Consider the following 14,601-nt stretch of genomic DNA (forward strand, 5'->3'; position numbering starts at 1 on the left):
GGGCCGGCGGTGTAGAGTGCCAGGTTTTTCGTCCCACCGACCCCCGCATGTTGCGTGCACCGCCCGCCGGCCCCGCCCCGGGCCTGACCCCGGGCGCACGGGCCGCGGCGCCCCCCAGCGCCACGCTCAACGGTTCGGCCCTCGTGGGATTGCTGGCACAGCTGGCCTTGTCCGACCGCCCTGCAGCGCCGCCTTCCCTGGTGGAAGGCCTGGGCCGCTGGCTGGGCTGGCGCGAAGCCATCGCCGTGTCGGCCGTGCTGCAGGCACCGCCCGAGCGATCGGACGGACGCCTCGGCGCTGGCCCCGGCCGCCCCACGGGCCCGACCGCCCCGCCTTCGGCTGCACCCCCCACGGTGCCGGCCGGCGCCGCCACGGCCGCCGCCAGCGCCGCCACCCGGCTGCAGGCCGAGGTGCAGCGCGTGCGCGACGTGCTGGCCCGCCGCTTCGAAGAAGCCCTGAAGGAAGCGCCTGAAGACGGCAGCGACTTCCTGCCCCACCGCCGCCGCTACTTCGGCGCCCAGCAGGCCATGGAGCTCACGCTCGCGCCGCTGCGCGAGCAGGCGCGCGCGCTGCTGGCGCGCAGCGGCCCCCCAATGGCGCAACTGGCCGCCCTGGACGCGGCCCTGGCCGGCGCGCTGGCCCCGCGCGAGCAGGCCCTGCTGGCGCAGCTGCCCGTGCTGCTGGAGAAGCACCACACCCGCCTGCGCGAAGCGGCCAGCGCCCTCTCACCCGCGCAGCCCCCAGCAACCGCCGCAAACCCCGCAGCCCCGGCACCCGCCGCCCGCGCGCGCAAGCCCCAGGCCGCCCCGGCCTGGCTGACCACCTTCCGCCACGACATGCGCCGCATGCTGCAGGCCGAGTTGGAGCTGCGCCTGCAGCCCACGCTGGGCCTGCTGGACGCCTTGCGTGGCCCTCTCCCGAGTTCTCCGGGTTCCGCATGAACAAGTTGCTTTTCCCCGCCGCCGGCCTGGCCGGCGCGCTGGCTGTGGCCTGGGTGGCCGCCGGCTACCTGCAGGGCCACCCGCTGGCCCTGGCCATGACGCTGCTGATCGGCGCCGTCTACGCGGCCGGTGTGGCCGAGCTGCTGCGCCACCAGCGCGCCACGCTGGGGCTGCAAAAGGCCCTCGACCAACTGCCCGCGGGCGACAGCACGCCTTTCGATGCCGGCGCCCTGGCCACCTGGCTGGCCGCGCTGCCAGCCCTGCTGCGCGAGCCCGTGGCGCGCCGCGTGCAGGCCAGCGGCCGCGCGCCCCTGCCTGCGCCCGCGATGGCGCCCTACCTCACCGGCCTGCTGGTGCTGCTGGGCATGCTGGGCACCTTCGCGGGGATGATCGTCACGCTGCGCGGCACCGGCCTGGCGCTGGAAAGCGCGGGCGACGTGGCCACGCTGCGCGATTCGCTGGCGGCGCCCGTGCGCGGGCTGGGCCTGGCCTTCGGCGCTTCGGTGGCCGGCGTGGCGGCTTCGGCCGCTTTAGGCCTGATGGCCGCACTGGCGCGCCGCAGCCGCACGGCCGCCCTGCAGGCGCTGGACGCCCACATCGCCGGCACGCTGCTGCCCCACACCCGCGCCCACCAGCAACAGCAGGCGCGCGAGGCGCAGCGCGCACAGGAGGCCGCGGCACAACAGGCACAACAGGCCGCCCAGCTGGCCGCCCAGCAGGCGCAGGCCGAAGCGCTGCGGGCCCTGGTGACCCAGCTGCAGCAGCAGAGCCAGGCGGCGAACGAAGCGCTGCTGCAGCGCCAGCAACACTTCCACGAAACAACCGCCCAGACCACCCGGGCGCTGGCCGATTCGGTCGACAGCAGCCTGCAGCGCAGCCTGGCCGGCGCCGCGCAGCAGGCCGCGGCCACGCTGCAGCCGGCGGTGCAGGCGGCGATGGACGGCATCGCGCGCGAAACCGCGGCGCTGCACGGCGCCGTGCGCAGCGCGGTGCAGCAGCAGCTCGACGGCCTGGCGGCCCGCTTCGAAGCGCAGGCCACGGCCTGGGTGGCGGCCGTCGGCACCCAGCAGCAACAGCAGACCCAGGCACTGCTGCAGGCGCTGGGTGATGCGCAGGCGCAGCAACAGGCGCGGCAGACCGCCGCCGAGCAACGAGCGGCTGAAACCGAGCAGGCCCGCCTGGCGGCCTACACCACCGCCCTGGAGCAGATGGCGCTGCAGTTGCAGCAGCGCACGCAGGCGATGACGGCGCAGGCCGAAGCGCAGGCCCGCGGCACGCTGGACGAAGTGGCGCGGCTGGTGCAGAGCGTGGAGAACCACGCCGTGGAGGCCCCGCGCGCCGCCGCCGAGGTGGTGGCCCAGCTGCGCGAGCAGCTCAGCCGCAGCCTGGCGCAGGACAGCGCCTTGCTGGAAGAGCGCAGCCGCACCGCCGCCGCCTTAGGCAGCCTGATCGGCGGCGTGCAACAGCAGCTGGACGGCCTGACGCAGAGCTTCGAGCGCCAGAGCAGCACCTGGGTGGCCGCCGTGGGCGCGCAGGTGCAGCAGCACACCGGTGCCATGCTGCAGGCGCTGCAGGCGCAGCAAGAGGCCACGCTCGCGGCCCAGCAGGCCCACACGGCCGAGGCCGACACGCAGCGCCTGGCGCAGTTCAGCGCCGCGCTGCAGCAGATGGCCGAACAGCTGCAGCAGCGCACCGGCGAGATGGTGGCCCAAGCCGAGACGCAAGCCCGCGCCACCATCGCCGAAGTGGCGCAGGTGGTGCAGGCCGCCGGCGAGGCGCCGCGCGCCGCGGCCGAACTCGCGGCCCAGCTGCGCGAGCAGTTCAGCCAGAGCCTGGTGCAGGACAACACCCGCCTGGCCGAGCGCGAACAGCTGCTGGCGGCCCTGCAGGCCGTGCTGGCCGAGCTGCAGGCCGGCGCCAGCGCGCAGCAGGGCGCGGTGCAGGCCCTCGTGGAAGCCGGCACGCGCGTGCTGGGCGAGGCCGAGACGCGGGTGCAGGCCCAGGCCGAGGCCGAAGCCGCGCGCCTGCAGGCCGTGGCCGCGCAGCTGGGCGCCAGCGCGGTGGACGTGGCCAGCCTGGGCGAGGCCTTCGGCGCCGCGGTGGGGCAATTCGCGCAGGGCAGCGATCAGATGCTGGCGCAGCTGCAGCGCGTGGAAGAGGCCCTGGCCCGCGCCGGCGCGCGCAGCGACGAGCAGCTGGCCTACTACGTGGCGCAGGCGCGCGAGGTCATCGACCTGAGCCTGCTGTCGCAGAAGCAGATCGTCGACGACCTGCAGCGCCTGGCCGCCCCGCGCGAAGGCGCGGCCCCCGAGGCCGCCGCGGCATGAACACCGCCACCGACAGCGGCCTCGAAGAAGGCTTCGACGAGCCGCTCGAACGCGAAGACGCCGGCGGCGCGCCGGTGGCCCCGGAGTGGGCCGTCTTCGGCGACCTGATGGCGGGGTTGCTGGGCGCCTTCGTGCTCATCCTCGTGGCGGCGCTGGCTTTGCAGTTGGCCATGGCCGAGCGCCTGGAAGCCGAGGTGCAGCAACGCCGCGCCGAAGCGCAGCGCAGCGGCGCGCTGGCGCAGGCGCTGGCCGTGCCGCTGGCCGAGGGGCGCGTCACGCTCAGCGGCGGGCGCATCGGCATCAGCAGCAGCCTGCTCTTCGCCTTCAACTCGGCCGAGCTGCAGCCCGAAGGCCGCGCGCTGCTGAAGAACCTGGCCGGCACGCTGCAGGCCTACCTGCAGGCCAGCGACGAGGTGCTGATGGTCAGCGGCTACACCGACGACCGCGGCGTGCGCGGCGGCAGCGAGAAGTTCGCCGACAACTGGGAGCTCTCGGCCCAGCGTGCGCTCACCGTCACGCGCACGCTCATCGAGGCCGGCGTGCCTTCGGCCTCGGTCTTCGCGGCGGCCTTCGGCGCCGAGCAGCCCGTGGCGTCGAACAGCGACGCCGCCGGCCGCGCGCTGAACCGCCGCGTGGAGATCGCACCGATGCCGCGCGCCAAGGCCGCCCCGGCCGCGCCCAGCGCCGCACCCACCACCGCTTCCGCCCCGGCACGATGAGCGCGATCTCCGCCCTGCACCAGGCCCACCAGGCCGCCCTGGCGCGGCGCGCCGAGGGCCAGCCCGAGGCCGTGCGGGCGCTGCTGCAGGCGCGGCTGCAGGCCCTGCAGGCCGGCGCGCCGCAGGCCCGTGCGGCGCCGCCGCCCGAACCGGCAGGCCCCAGCCCGCTGGCCGCCTTGCTGGCCGAGCTGGCGGACATCACCGATGGCAGCGAGTGGGGCCCCGGCCCGGCGGGCGCCGAGGCCGGGCCCGCGGCCCCGCGCCCGGGCGGTGCTGCCGCGCCGCACACGCCCTCGGCCCGCAGCCACCGCGAGCTGAAGGCCGTGCGCGACTACCGCAGCACCTGGTCGCGCCTGGCGGTGGAGCAGCGCCTGCACCAGGCCCTGGCCAGCGTGCCCAGCAACGCCGGGCCGCTGAACACGCAGCGCCTCGTGCACCAGGCGCTGCGCACGCTGAACACGCTCTCGCCGGCCTACCTGCAGCGCCTGGTGGTGCAGGGCGAGGCGCTGCTGTGGCTGGAGCAGCTCAGCGCACCGGCCCGCCGCGGCCACGGGCCCGGAATCGGGGGATAGGCGGCCGCGCGGCGCTGGCCGACCATGCCGGCTGTCCCCTTTCCTCCCCACCCACCCCATGAACAGCAGCCGCTTCTCTTTCCGCACCGCGCTGGCCACCGCCGCGCTCGCCGCCCTGGCCGCCACCGCGCCGGCGCAGGCCGAGGTGCGCGTCACCACGCTGGCCACACCCCTGACCACCGCGCCCAACACCGGAGGCGGCCTCAACGACGGCACCGGCGTCTGGTTCAACGTGCTCACGGGCACCGCCGAGAGCCGCGGCTTCTTCTTCCCAGACCCGCTCTTCGCCGACGGCCTGTTCTTCCTGCTGCTCGACACCGTGACCTACAGCAGCCCCGAGGCCATGATCTTCACGCAGGGCTTCTTCTCGCGCGGCAACGGCGTGGTCTACGAGTCGGTGGACAACCCCAACCCGGCCTGGTTCGGCTACGGGGCCGTCATCGGCCCGAACACCGGCTACCAGAGCCCGGGCGCCGGCTTCCCCGACATCGGCCCGCTCTTCGGCAACGGCCAGGTGGGGCGCGGCTACGTGGGCCTGACCATCCGCAACCCGGCCGGCAACAGCGCCAGCGACGTGTTCTACGGCTACGCCGACATCACCATCAACCCGAACTTCAGCCTCACGCTCAACGCCTTCGCGTACGAAGACGTGATGGGCCGGGCCATCACCACGCCGGTGCCCGAGCCGGCCACGGCGCTGAGCTTCGCCTTCGGTCTGGCCGGCTTGGCCGGGCTGGCCTGGCGGCGCCGCATGGCACCGCGCTGAGGCCCCCGGCCCTGCGGCCGACAAGCCCCTTCCACGCCGCCCCGGCCGCACGTTGCGCCCGGGGCGGCGACACTTCAGGCCTGCAGGAGAGATTTGCATGCGCTTGAACGTGAATGGCCGGCCCCACGAGGTGGACGTCGAACCCGAGATGCCGCTGTTGTGGGTGCTGCGCGACGAACTCGGCATCACCGGCCCGAAGTACGGCTGCGGCATCGGCTTTTGCGGGGCCTGCACGGTGCACATCGACGGCCAGCCGATGCGCGCCTGCGTCACGCCCGCCAGCGCCGTGCAGGGCGCCGTCACCACCATCGAAGGCCTGGGCACGCCCGCGGCCCTGCACGCCGTGCAGCGCGCCTGGATCGAGCACCAGGTGGCGCAGTGCGGCTACTGCCAATCGGGCCAGATCATGGCCGCGGCGGCGCTGCTGGCGCGCAACGCCACGCCCAGCGACGCCGACATCGACGACGCCATGTCCGGCCACCTCTGCCGCTGCGGCACCTACCCGCGCATCCGCGCGGCGGTGAAGGCGGCGGCCACGGCCACGGCGAAACCCACCGCACAGGCCAGTGCCGGGGTGTCGAAATGAGCGGCAGCCTGAAACGCCGCGGCTTCCTCGTCGCCTCGGCCGTGCTGGCCGGCGGCGTGGCCTTCGGCACCTACCTCGTGCGCCGCACGCCGGCCAACCCGCTGCTGGAAGGGCAGCGAGAAGGCGAGGCCGTGTTCAACCCCTGGGTGAAGATCGATGCACAGGGCATCACGCTGATCGCGCCGCACACCGAGCTGGGGCAGGGCGTGCTGTCGGTGCAGGCTGCGCTCATCGCCGAAGAGCTGGACCTGGCCTGGGGCCAGTTCAGGGTGGAACCCGGCCCGCCGAGCGCGGCCTACTACAACACCGCCCTGGGCGCCGAGCAGGCGCCCTTCCTGGCCACCGACACCAGCGCGGTGGCCGACGGTGTGCGCGGCGCCATGGGCGCGCTGTTCAAGGTGCTGGGCCTGCAGCTCACCGGCGGCTCCAGCACCGTGCCCGACAGCTTCGACAAGCTGCGCCGCGCCGGCGCCGTGGCGCGCGAGACGCTCAAGCTCGCCGCCGCGAAACAGGCCGGCGTGCCCGTGGCCCAGCTGAAGACCGCCGACGGCGCCGTGGTGCTGCCCGACGGCCGCCGCCTCGCCTACACCGCGTTGGCGGCCGACGCCGCCAAGATCGAGCCCGTGCAAGACGTGGTGCTGCGCGAGCCTGCGCAGTGGCGCCTGATCGGCAAGCCCATGCAGCGGCTGGACATCGTGGCCAAGTCCACCGGCACGCTGAAGTTCGGCATCGATCTGCGGCCCGAAAGGCTGCTGCACGCCGCCGTGAAGGTGAACCCGCGCCAGGGCGGCGCGATGCTGCGCGTGGACACGAAGCCCGCCGAAGGCCGGCGCGGCGTGAAGAAGGTGGTGCCGGTGACGGGCGGCATCGCGGTCATCGCCGACAACACCTGGCGCGCCTTCCAGGCCGTGCAGGCGCTGCAGCCCGAGTGGGGCCCCGCGCCTTACCCGGCCGAGCAGGCCGAACACTGGCGCGCGGTGGCCGAGTCTTTCGTGCCCGAGCGGCTGGACAAGACCTGGCGCGATGACGGCGCGGTCGACACCGTGTTGAGCGAGCAGTCGCTGAGCGCCGAGTACCGCGCGCCCTACGTGGCCCACGCGCCGCTGGAGCCGCTGTCGGCCATCTGCCGCTGCACGCCCGAGCGCGTGGACCTCTGGGTGAGCACCCAGGTACCGCGTTTCGCGCAGGAGAAGGTGGCGCGCATCACCGGCGTGGACGTGGCCGCGGTGCACGTGCACAACCAGCCCGCCGGCGGCAGCTTCGGCCACCGGCTGGAGTTCGAGAACATCACGCTGGCCGCCGAGATCGCCCGGCAGATGCCCGGCGTGCCCATCCAGCTGACCTTCAGCCGCGAGGAAGACTTCGCGCACGACTTCCCGCGCCAGATCACCATGGCCCGCGGCCGCGGCAGCGTGAAGAACGGGCAGGTCGAGGCGATGGCGCTGGACATCGCCTCGGTCTCGGCCAGCGCGTCGCAGTTGGCGCGGCTGGGCCAGCCCATGGTCGGGCCCGACCTGCAGATCGCCGCAGGCGCCTGGAACCTGCCCTACCGGTTCCCGCACTTCCGCATGCGCGCCTACCGCGTGCCCGAGCTGGCGCCCACGAGCTCGTGGCGCTCGGTGGGGGCGTCTTCGGCAGGGTTTTTTGCCGATGGGTTTCTGGATGAACTGATCCACGCCGCCGGCGCCGACCCGATGCGTGAACGCCTGCGCCTGGCGCAGGGCACGCCCGCGCAGGCCGTGCTGGAAGCGGTGGCCGAGATGTGCAACTGGCAGGGCGCGCGCCTGGGCCCGGGGCGCGGGCGCGGCGTGGCCTTCGTCGAATCCTTCGGCGTGCCCTGCGCCCAGGTGGTGGAGGTGGTGCAGACGCCGCAGGGCCTGCGCATCGCGCACGTGTGGGTGGCGCTGGAGGTGGGGCGTGTCATCGACCCCGTGAACTTCGAGAACCAGGTGCAGGGCGCCGTGGTCTGGGGCCTGGGCCACGCGATGAATTGCGAGATCACCTACGCCGACGGCCGCGCGCAGCAGACCAACTTCCCGGCCCACACCGGCCTGCGCCTGAACCAGTGCCCGGCCATCACCGTGCGCGGCCTGGAGCGCCGGCCGCAGGTGCGCGGCGTCGGCGAGCCCCCGGTGCCGCCGGCTGCGCCGGCGCTGGCCAACGCCATCTTCGCGGCCACGGGGCAGCGGCTGCGCGAGATGCCGTTCGGCAAGCAAGTGACTTTCGCCTGAGCCCCCGCGGGTCTGCGCGGGCAGAACCCACCTCTGGCGGCCATGGTCTTGATCACTGGGGCCTGTGGCGCAGCACCGTAGACTCGCGCGCCAGGGAGACTGAAACACCAAGGCCGGCCCACGATGCTGACCACCGATTCCGTGCTGGCGCTGGCGCCTGACGAGGCCTCGGCCAAGGCGGCCCGTGGGCTGGTGGCGCCCTCGAAGTGGCCGCTGCGCGGCGCCGACGAACGCGCCGTCTGGGGCGAGTGCCAGGGCAGCGGCAGCAAGCCCTACCAGACGCAGGTGGACCTGGCCGGCCCGGCCTTCCGCTGCAGCTGCCCCAGCCGCAAGTTCCCCTGCAAACACGGCCTGGCGCTGCTGCTGATGAAGGTGGCCGATGGCGCGGCTTTCACGGGCGGCCCGCCGCCGGCCTGGGTGAGCGAATGGCTGGCCACGCGCGCCGAAAAGGCGCAGAAGCAGGAAGCCCGCGCCGCGGCGGCCACGGCCCAGCCCGACACCCCCGCCGACCCCGAAGCCGCCGCGCGCCGCGAGGCGCAGCGCTGGCAGCGCATCGACCACGCCGGCGCCGACCTGGCGCGCTGGCTGGCCGATCAACTGCAGCAGGGCCTGGGCGCGCTGAACCCGGCCGCTGTGGCCGCCTGGGCCACGATGGCCGCGCGCCTGGTGGACGCGCAGGCCCCGGGCCTGGCGCAACGGGTGCGCGACGCCGCCGCGCACATCGGCGAGGCCCCCGAACACACGCTGGCCCGCCTGGGCCTGCTGCAGCTGGCCTGTGAAGGCCTGGCGCGGCGCGGCAGCCTGCCCGCGGCCGAACAGGCCGACCTGCGCACGCTGGTGGGCTGGCCGCTCGACCGCACGGACGTGCTGGCCCGCGGCACGCCCGTGGCCGACCGCTGGTGCGTGCTGGCGGTGGCGCAGGACGAACGTGAACCCAAGCTCACCGAGCGCCGCGTCTGGCTGCACGGCCACGCCAGCGGCCGGCGCGCGCTGCTGCTGGAGCACGCCTACGCCGGCAAGGGTTTCGAGCAGGGCTGGGTGGCTGGCGTGGACGTGGAGGCGACGCTGGTCTTCTACCCCTCGGCCGCGCCGCTGCGCGCACTGTGCGAAGCGCCCCCGGTGCCGTTGGGCGTGGCCACGCTGCCAGCGCCCGAAGACGAGTGGCAGCGCCTGGCCGAACGCGTGGCCGCGAACCCCTTCGTGCCGCTGCACCCGGTGCTGTGGTGCGACGCCGTGCTGGTGCAGGCCGGCGGCTGGCAGGCCCTGGCTGGCGGCCGCGCCTTCGCGCTGGCCTTGAACGACGACGAGGCCTGGGCCCTGCAGGCGCGCAGCGGCGGCCAGCCGCTGCAACTGGCCGGCGAGTGGGACGGCCGCCGCGGCACGCTGCTCACCGCGTGGGCGGCGCCGGGCACACCGCCGCTGTGGCAACGGGGGGCCGCCGCATGAGCGCCTGGGCGCCCCTGCTGCCGCCCGCGCTGGTGGGTACCGAACGCCACAGCGGCGCCTGGCCGCCGGCGGGCGGCTGGCCGGCCGAAGTGGGCGCAGTGCTGCAAGCCGCCAGCGCGGCCCCGGCCCGGGCCACGGGGCTGCTGCGTGCCGCCGGTGTGCTGGCCGTGGTGCAGACCGCCAGCGAGTTCGGCCAGGCCTGGACAGCGCCGCTGCCCACGGCCGCGCCGGCCGAAACCCAGCCCATCGCGCCTGACGAACCCCTGCTCGGCTGGCTGCTGCGCGAAGGCGTGCCGCGCGTGCAGCACGAACTGCTGGCCGTGCTGGCCGCGCGCGGGCAGGTGCTGCCCGGGGCCTGGCTGCCCGCGGCGCTGGAGCTGGGCCGGCGCAGCACCGCGCTGCGCGCGCCCGTGGCCGCCGTGCTGGGTGCCCGCGGCGCCTGGCTGGCCGCGCAACGTGACGATTGGCGCTGGGCCGCCAGCACCGCCACCGCCGATGACGGCGAGGCCGCCTGGACCGAAGGCACGCTGGTGCAGCGCAGCGCCTGGCTGCGCCAGCAGCGCAGCCAGGCCCCCGCCGCGGCGCGTGAACGTCTGGCCGCGGCCTTGCACGAGCTGCCGGCCAACGAACGCGCCGAACTCGTGGCCACGCTCGCCACCGGCCTGAGCGATGCCGACGAAGCGCTGCTCGACACCCTGTTGCAAGACCGCAGCCGCGAGGTGCGCCAGACCGCCGCAGCGCTGCTGCAGCGCCTGCCGGGCAGCGCCTTTGCGGCGCGCGCCATCGCCACCATCGAAGCACTGCTGAAGCAGGAACGCGTGCTGCTGCGCAAGCGCTGGCTGATCGAGCCGCCAGCCACCGTGCCCGCCACAGACCCCGCCCGACCCAAGCACGAGCCGCTGGGCGAACGCGCCTGGTGGCTCTACATGGCGGCGCGCCAGGTGCCGCTGGCCTGGTGGCCGCAGCACCTGGGCCAGACGCCGGCCGAGCTGCTGCGCTGGGCCGAAAGCACCGACTGGGCCGATGCCCTGCACCGCGCCTGGCGCGACGCCTTGTTCGCTGCGCCCGAGCCCGCGTGGTGCGCCGCCTTCCTGCGCCACTGGCCGCGCGGCGCCGGCCCCGACCAGCGCGCCGCGGTGCTGGCCCTGCTGCCGCTGCCCGAGCGTGAAGCCCACTGGCAAGCCCAGCTCGACACCGACCCACCCTTGCCCGATGCCCTGCTGATGCAACTGGGCGCGGGCTGCCCGAGCCCGCAGCACCTCTCGCTGCCGCTGTCGCAGCGCGTGGCCGCGGGGCTGTGCCAGCGCCTGGTGCAAGGCCATCTCGCCACCGACTGGCCGCTGCGCGAGAACCTCGCTGACATCACCGGCCTGCTGCACCCGTTGGCCCTGCCGCCGCTGCGCACGCTGACGCACCACCCCGACGACACGCCCGCCGTGACGGCGCTGCTGCACACGGTGCAGCGCATCGCCACCGCCCGCGGCCTGCTGCACGCGGCAGGCAGCCCTTGAACCCGCATCGATGAAAGACACGCCCATGAGTAGCACCAGCCCGGCCAGCACCGCAGTGATGCGCCAACACGCCGAGCAGCAGTTCGCCGAAGAGCTGGCCGAGCTGGCCAAGCAGGACAACCGCGCCCGCCCAGCGAACTGGCTGCTCTCGCCCTGGGCGGTGCTGCGCTACCTGATGGGCGGCCGGCTCGACAACGGCTTCGAGGTCAGCGCCAAGTACATCGGCAACGAAAGGCTGATGGAAGTGGCCGTGGCCACGCTGGCCACCGACCGCGCGCTGCTGCTCTACGGCGTGCCCGGCACGGCCAAGAGCTGGGTGAGCGAACACCTGGCCGCGGCCATCAGCGGCAACTCCACGCTGCTCATCCAGGGCACGGCTGGCACCAGCGAAGAACAGCTGCGCTACGGCTGGAACTATGCGCAGCTGCTGGCCCACGGGCCGTCTGAAGCCGCGCTGGTGCCCAGCCCGCTGATGCAGGCCATGCGCAACGGGCGCATCGCACGCGTGGAAGAGCTCACGCGCATCCCGGCCGACGTGCAGGATTCGCTGATCACGGTGCTGTCGGAGAAGACCCTGCCCATCCCCGAGCTGGGCAGCGAGGTGCAGGCCGTGGCGGGCTTTTCCGTCATCGCCACGGCGAACAACCGCGACAAGGGCGTCAACGAACTCTCGGCGGCGCTGAAGCGGCGCTTCAACACCGTGGTGCTGCCGGTGCCAGCCAGCGAAGACGACGAGGTCGCCATCGTCACGAAGCGCGTGGGCGAGATGAGCCGCACGCTGCAGCTGCCGGCGGAACCGCCGGCGCTGAAGGAGGTGCGGCGCATCGTGCAGATCTTCCGCGAGCTGCGCAACGGCCGCACCGAAGACGGCAAGACGCAGCTGAAGTCGCCCAGCTCCACGCTGAGCACGGCCGAGGCCATCTCCGTCATCAACAGCGGCCTGGCGCTGGCCGGGCACTTCGGCGACGGCGTGCTGCGTCCGCGCGACGTGGCCGCCGGCCTGGTGGGCGCGGTGGTGAAAGACCCGGTGCAAGACGCCGTGGTCTGGGCCGAGTACCTGGAGACGGTGGTGAAGGAGCGCAGCGAGTGGAAGGACCTCTACCGCGCCTGCCGCGAGACGCTGTGACCTGGCCGGCATGAGCGAAACCCGGCTCTTCGGCATCCGCCACCACGGCCCGGGCTGCGCGCGCAGCCTGCGCGCGGCCTTCGACGCCTGGGCGCCGACGCTGGTGCTGGTGGAAGGCCCGCCCGAGGCCGACGCGCTGCTGGCGCACGTGCCGGCGCTGGTGCCGCCGGTGGCCGTGCTGACCCACGCGGTGGACGAGCCGCGGCGCGCCGTCTACCACCCCTTCGCGCGCTTCTCGCCCGAGTGGCAGGCGCTGGCCTGGGCGGCCGAGCGCGGCGTGGCGCTGCGTTTCATCGACCTGCCGCAGGCCCACCGCCTGGCGCTGCCCGAAGAAGACGACGACGCGCCGGCTGAAGCCGCCGGCACACCGCGCCGCGACCCGCTGGGCGCGCTGGCCCAGGCCGCCGGCTTCGAAGACGGCGAAGCCTGGTGGAACCAGCAGGTGGAAGAGCGGCACGAGGCGGCCGGGCTCTTCGAGGCCATCACCGAAGCGATGGTGGCGCTGCGCGAGGCCGAAACCGAGCCCAAGGGCGCTGACGTTCCGACCGACGCCAGCGCCGAGCCCACCCCCGACATCGACGCCCTGCGCGAAGCCCACATGCGCCAGTGCCTGCGCGCTGCGCGCCGCGAAGACGCCGAACGCATCGCCGTGGTGTGCGGCGCCTGGCACGTGCCGGCCCTGCGGCTGGACGTGCCCGGCGCGCCCACCGCCAAGGCCGACACCGCGCTGCTCAAGGGGGCCCCCAAGCGCAAGGTGGCGGCCACCTGGGTGCCCTGGACCTACCGCCACCTGGCGCGCGCCAGCGGCTACGGCGCCGGGGTGCGTTCACCCGGCTGGTACGAGCACCTCTGGGCGACTGGCGGTGGCACTGGGGGCCCCGCGGGGGCCACGGGCCGCACCCGCGCCGCCGGCTGGCTGGCGCGCGTGGCCACGCTGATGCGCGAGCGGGATCTCGATTGTTCCAGCGGCCACCTCATCGAAGCCACGCGCCTGGCCGAAAGCCTGGCTGCGATGCGCGGCCGCGCGGCCCCGGGCCTGGACGAGCTGAACGAAGCCACGCGCGCCGTGCTGACGATGGGCGACGACACCGTGCTGGCTTTCGTGTGCGAGGCCCTGGTCATCGGCGACCGCCTGGGCGAGGTGCCGGCCGACGTGCCCACCGTGCCGCTGCAGCGCGACCTGGAAGCCCAGCAGAAGACCCTGCGCCTCAAGCCCGAGGCGCTGCAGAAGACGCTGGACCTCGACCTGCGCCAGCCCGGCGATCTGGCGCGCAGCCGCCTGCTGCACCGGCTGGTGCTGCTCGGCATCCCCTGGGGCACGCTGGCGCGCGTGGGGCAGCGGGCCGGCGCGCCCAGCGGCGCCCGGGGCAGCTTCCACGAGGTCTGGCAGCTGCAATGGCAGCCCGAGTTCGCGCTGCGCCTCATCGAGGCCAGCCGCTGGGGCCAGACGCTGGAGCAGGCGGCCACGGCCTGCATCCATGAACGCTGCCCCACGCTGCCGGGCCTGGCCGAACTCTCGAAGTGTGTGGACGACGCGCTGCTGGCCGACCTGCCTGCCGCCGTGCAGGCCGCCACGCACACGCTGCAAGACCGCGCCGCGCTCAGCGGCGACGTGCCGCAGCTGCTGGCGGCGCTGCCGGCGCTGGCCAACGTCTTCCGCTACGGCAACGTGCGCCAGACCGACGCCACGCTGGTGGCCGGCGTGCTGGACGGCCTGGTGCAGCGCGCCGCCATCGGCCTGCCGCTGGCCGCGCAGGCGCTGGACGAAGAAGCCGCTGGCGCCCTGCGTGAACACCTGCTGGCCGCCCACGGCGCGCTGCGCCTGCGCGAGGCCCCCGCCGACGCAGCCACCGCGGCCACTGCCGACGACGACAGCGCCACGCCCGAAGACGCCACCCCGCTGGCCGCCTGGCGCCACGCGCTGCAGCAGCTGGCCGACAGCCCCAGCGCCCACCCGCTGCTGCAGGGCCTGACGCTGCGCCTGCTGCTGGACGAAGGCCAGCGCGCGCCGGCCGCGGCGGCGCAGGCGATGTCACTGCACCTCTCGGCCGGCAGCGAGCCGGCCGAAGCGGCGGCCTGGCTGGACGGTTTTCTCAACCGCAACGCCACGCTGCTGCTGCACGACGCCACCGTCTGGCAGCTGCTGGACGCCTGGCTGGCGGGCTTGAGCGACGCGCACTTCCTGCGCGTGCTGCCGCTGGTGCGGCGTTGCTTCTCGGCCTTCGGCCCCGGCGAGCGGCGCGACCTGGGGGCCCGCGCGCGCCAAGGCGTGGCCACCATCACACCGGCCACCGTGGCGCCGGATTGGCCGGCCGACAAGGCTGCCCTGCCGCTGCCCTGGCTGCGGCGTTGGTTGGGGGTGGCGGCATGAGCTCA

Annotated in this window: 11 protein-coding genes; all 11 read left to right on the forward strand. The window is 74.7% G+C overall.

The window, feature by feature from the left end:
* Window positions 1-47 precede the first annotated feature (47 nt).
* Complete coding sequence (locus EOE66_RS01975) at window positions 48-941, forward strand: DUF3348 family protein (RefSeq protein WP_128227002.1); 894 nt, start codon at window positions 48-50, stop codon at window positions 939-941.
* The gene (locus tag EOE66_RS01980) at window positions 938-3,268 is read left to right on the forward strand and encodes a coiled-coil domain-containing protein (RefSeq protein WP_128227003.1); all 2,331 of its coding nucleotides are present in this window, start codon (window positions 938-940) and stop codon (window positions 3,266-3,268) included. Before EOE66_RS01975 ends, EOE66_RS01980 begins: the two co-directional genes overlap by 4 nt.
* Window positions 3,265-3,987: an OmpA family protein gene (locus tag EOE66_RS01985; protein WP_128227004.1), complete on the forward strand. Its 723-nt coding sequence runs from the start codon at window positions 3,265-3,267 to the stop codon at window positions 3,985-3,987. The genes EOE66_RS01980 and EOE66_RS01985 overlap by 4 nt, the downstream gene beginning before the upstream one ends.
* The gene (locus tag EOE66_RS01990; protein ID WP_128227005.1) at window positions 3,984-4,559 is read left to right on the forward strand and encodes a DUF2894 domain-containing protein; all 576 of its coding nucleotides are present in this window, start codon (window positions 3,984-3,986) and stop codon (window positions 4,557-4,559) included. The genes EOE66_RS01985 and EOE66_RS01990 overlap by 4 nt, the downstream gene beginning before the upstream one ends.
* 58 nt (window positions 4,560-4,617) lie before the next feature.
* Window positions 4,618-5,325 (forward strand): PEP-CTERM sorting domain-containing protein, encoded by a 708-nt coding sequence (locus EOE66_RS01995; RefSeq protein WP_128227006.1) that lies wholly within the window; start codon window positions 4,618-4,620, stop codon window positions 5,323-5,325.
* Window positions 5,326-5,422: 97 nt separating this feature from the next.
* Complete coding sequence (locus EOE66_RS02000; protein WP_128227007.1) at window positions 5,423-5,911, forward strand: (2Fe-2S)-binding protein; 489 nt, start codon at window positions 5,423-5,425, stop codon at window positions 5,909-5,911.
* Window positions 5,908-8,142, forward strand: coding sequence for a xanthine dehydrogenase family protein molybdopterin-binding subunit (locus tag EOE66_RS02005; RefSeq protein ID WP_128227008.1), 2,235 nt, complete (start codon window positions 5,908-5,910; stop codon window positions 8,140-8,142). Before EOE66_RS02000 ends, EOE66_RS02005 begins: the two co-directional genes overlap by 4 nt.
* A 123-nt stretch (window positions 8,143-8,265) precedes the next feature.
* Entirely contained in the window at window positions 8,266-9,588 is a 1,323-nt protein-coding gene (locus tag EOE66_RS02010; protein WP_128227009.1) for an SWIM zinc finger family protein, read from the forward strand.
* Window positions 9,585-11,099, forward strand: a complete 1,515-nt coding sequence (locus tag EOE66_RS02015) for a DUF5691 domain-containing protein (protein WP_128227010.1) — start codon at window positions 9,585-9,587, stop codon at window positions 11,097-11,099. The genes EOE66_RS02010 and EOE66_RS02015 overlap by 4 nt, the downstream gene beginning before the upstream one ends.
* Window positions 11,100-11,124: 25 nt before the next feature.
* On the forward strand, window positions 11,125-12,225 hold the full coding sequence (locus EOE66_RS02020) for an ATP-binding protein (RefSeq protein WP_128227011.1): 1,101 nt from the start codon (window positions 11,125-11,127) through the stop codon (window positions 12,223-12,225).
* A gap of 10 nt (window positions 12,226-12,235) precedes the next feature.
* Window positions 12,236-14,596 carry a DUF5682 family protein gene (locus EOE66_RS02025; RefSeq protein WP_128227012.1) on the forward strand — a complete coding sequence of 787 codons (2,361 nt, stop codon included), beginning with the start codon at window positions 12,236-12,238 and terminating at the stop codon, window positions 14,594-14,596.
* The last annotated feature ends 5 nt before the right edge of the window (window positions 14,597-14,601 follow it).

Source organism: Rubrivivax rivuli (assembly GCF_004016505.1).
In the GTDB taxonomy this organism is placed as follows: Bacteria; Pseudomonadota; Gammaproteobacteria; order Burkholderiales; family Burkholderiaceae_C; genus Rubrivivax; species Rubrivivax rivuli.

What these genes read in the sequence shown, in the direction of transcription:
- EOE66_RS01990 (WP_128227005.1), top strand. Translation starts at nt 3,984, where the DNA reads ATGAGCGCGATCTCCGCCCTGCACCAGGCCCACCAGGCCGCCCTGGCG.
- EOE66_RS02020 (WP_128227011.1), top strand. Translation starts at nt 11,125, where the DNA reads ATGAGTAGCACCAGCCCGGCCAGCACCGCAGTGATGCGCCAACACGCC.
- EOE66_RS02010 (WP_128227009.1), top strand. Translation starts at nt 8,266, where the DNA reads ATGCTGACCACCGATTCCGTGCTGGCGCTGGCGCCTGACGAGGCCTCG.
- EOE66_RS01980 (WP_128227003.1), top strand. Translation starts at nt 938, where the DNA reads ATGAACAAGTTGCTTTTCCCCGCCGCCGGCCTGGCCGGCGCGCTGGCT.
- EOE66_RS02015 (WP_128227010.1), top strand. Translation starts at nt 9,585, where the DNA reads ATGAGCGCCTGGGCGCCCCTGCTGCCGCCCGCGCTGGTGGGTACCGAA.
- EOE66_RS01975 (WP_128227002.1), top strand. Translation starts at nt 48, where the DNA reads ATGTTGCGTGCACCGCCCGCCGGCCCCGCCCCGGGCCTGACCCCGGGC.
- EOE66_RS02000 (WP_128227007.1), top strand. Translation starts at nt 5,423, where the DNA reads ATGCGCTTGAACGTGAATGGCCGGCCCCACGAGGTGGACGTCGAACCC.
- EOE66_RS01995 (WP_128227006.1), top strand. Translation starts at nt 4,618, where the DNA reads ATGAACAGCAGCCGCTTCTCTTTCCGCACCGCGCTGGCCACCGCCGCG.
- EOE66_RS02005 (WP_128227008.1), top strand. Translation starts at nt 5,908, where the DNA reads ATGAGCGGCAGCCTGAAACGCCGCGGCTTCCTCGTCGCCTCGGCCGTG.
- EOE66_RS01985 (WP_128227004.1), top strand. Translation starts at nt 3,265, where the DNA reads ATGAACACCGCCACCGACAGCGGCCTCGAAGAAGGCTTCGACGAGCCG.
- EOE66_RS02025 (WP_128227012.1), top strand. Translation starts at nt 12,236, where the DNA reads ATGAGCGAAACCCGGCTCTTCGGCATCCGCCACCACGGCCCGGGCTGC.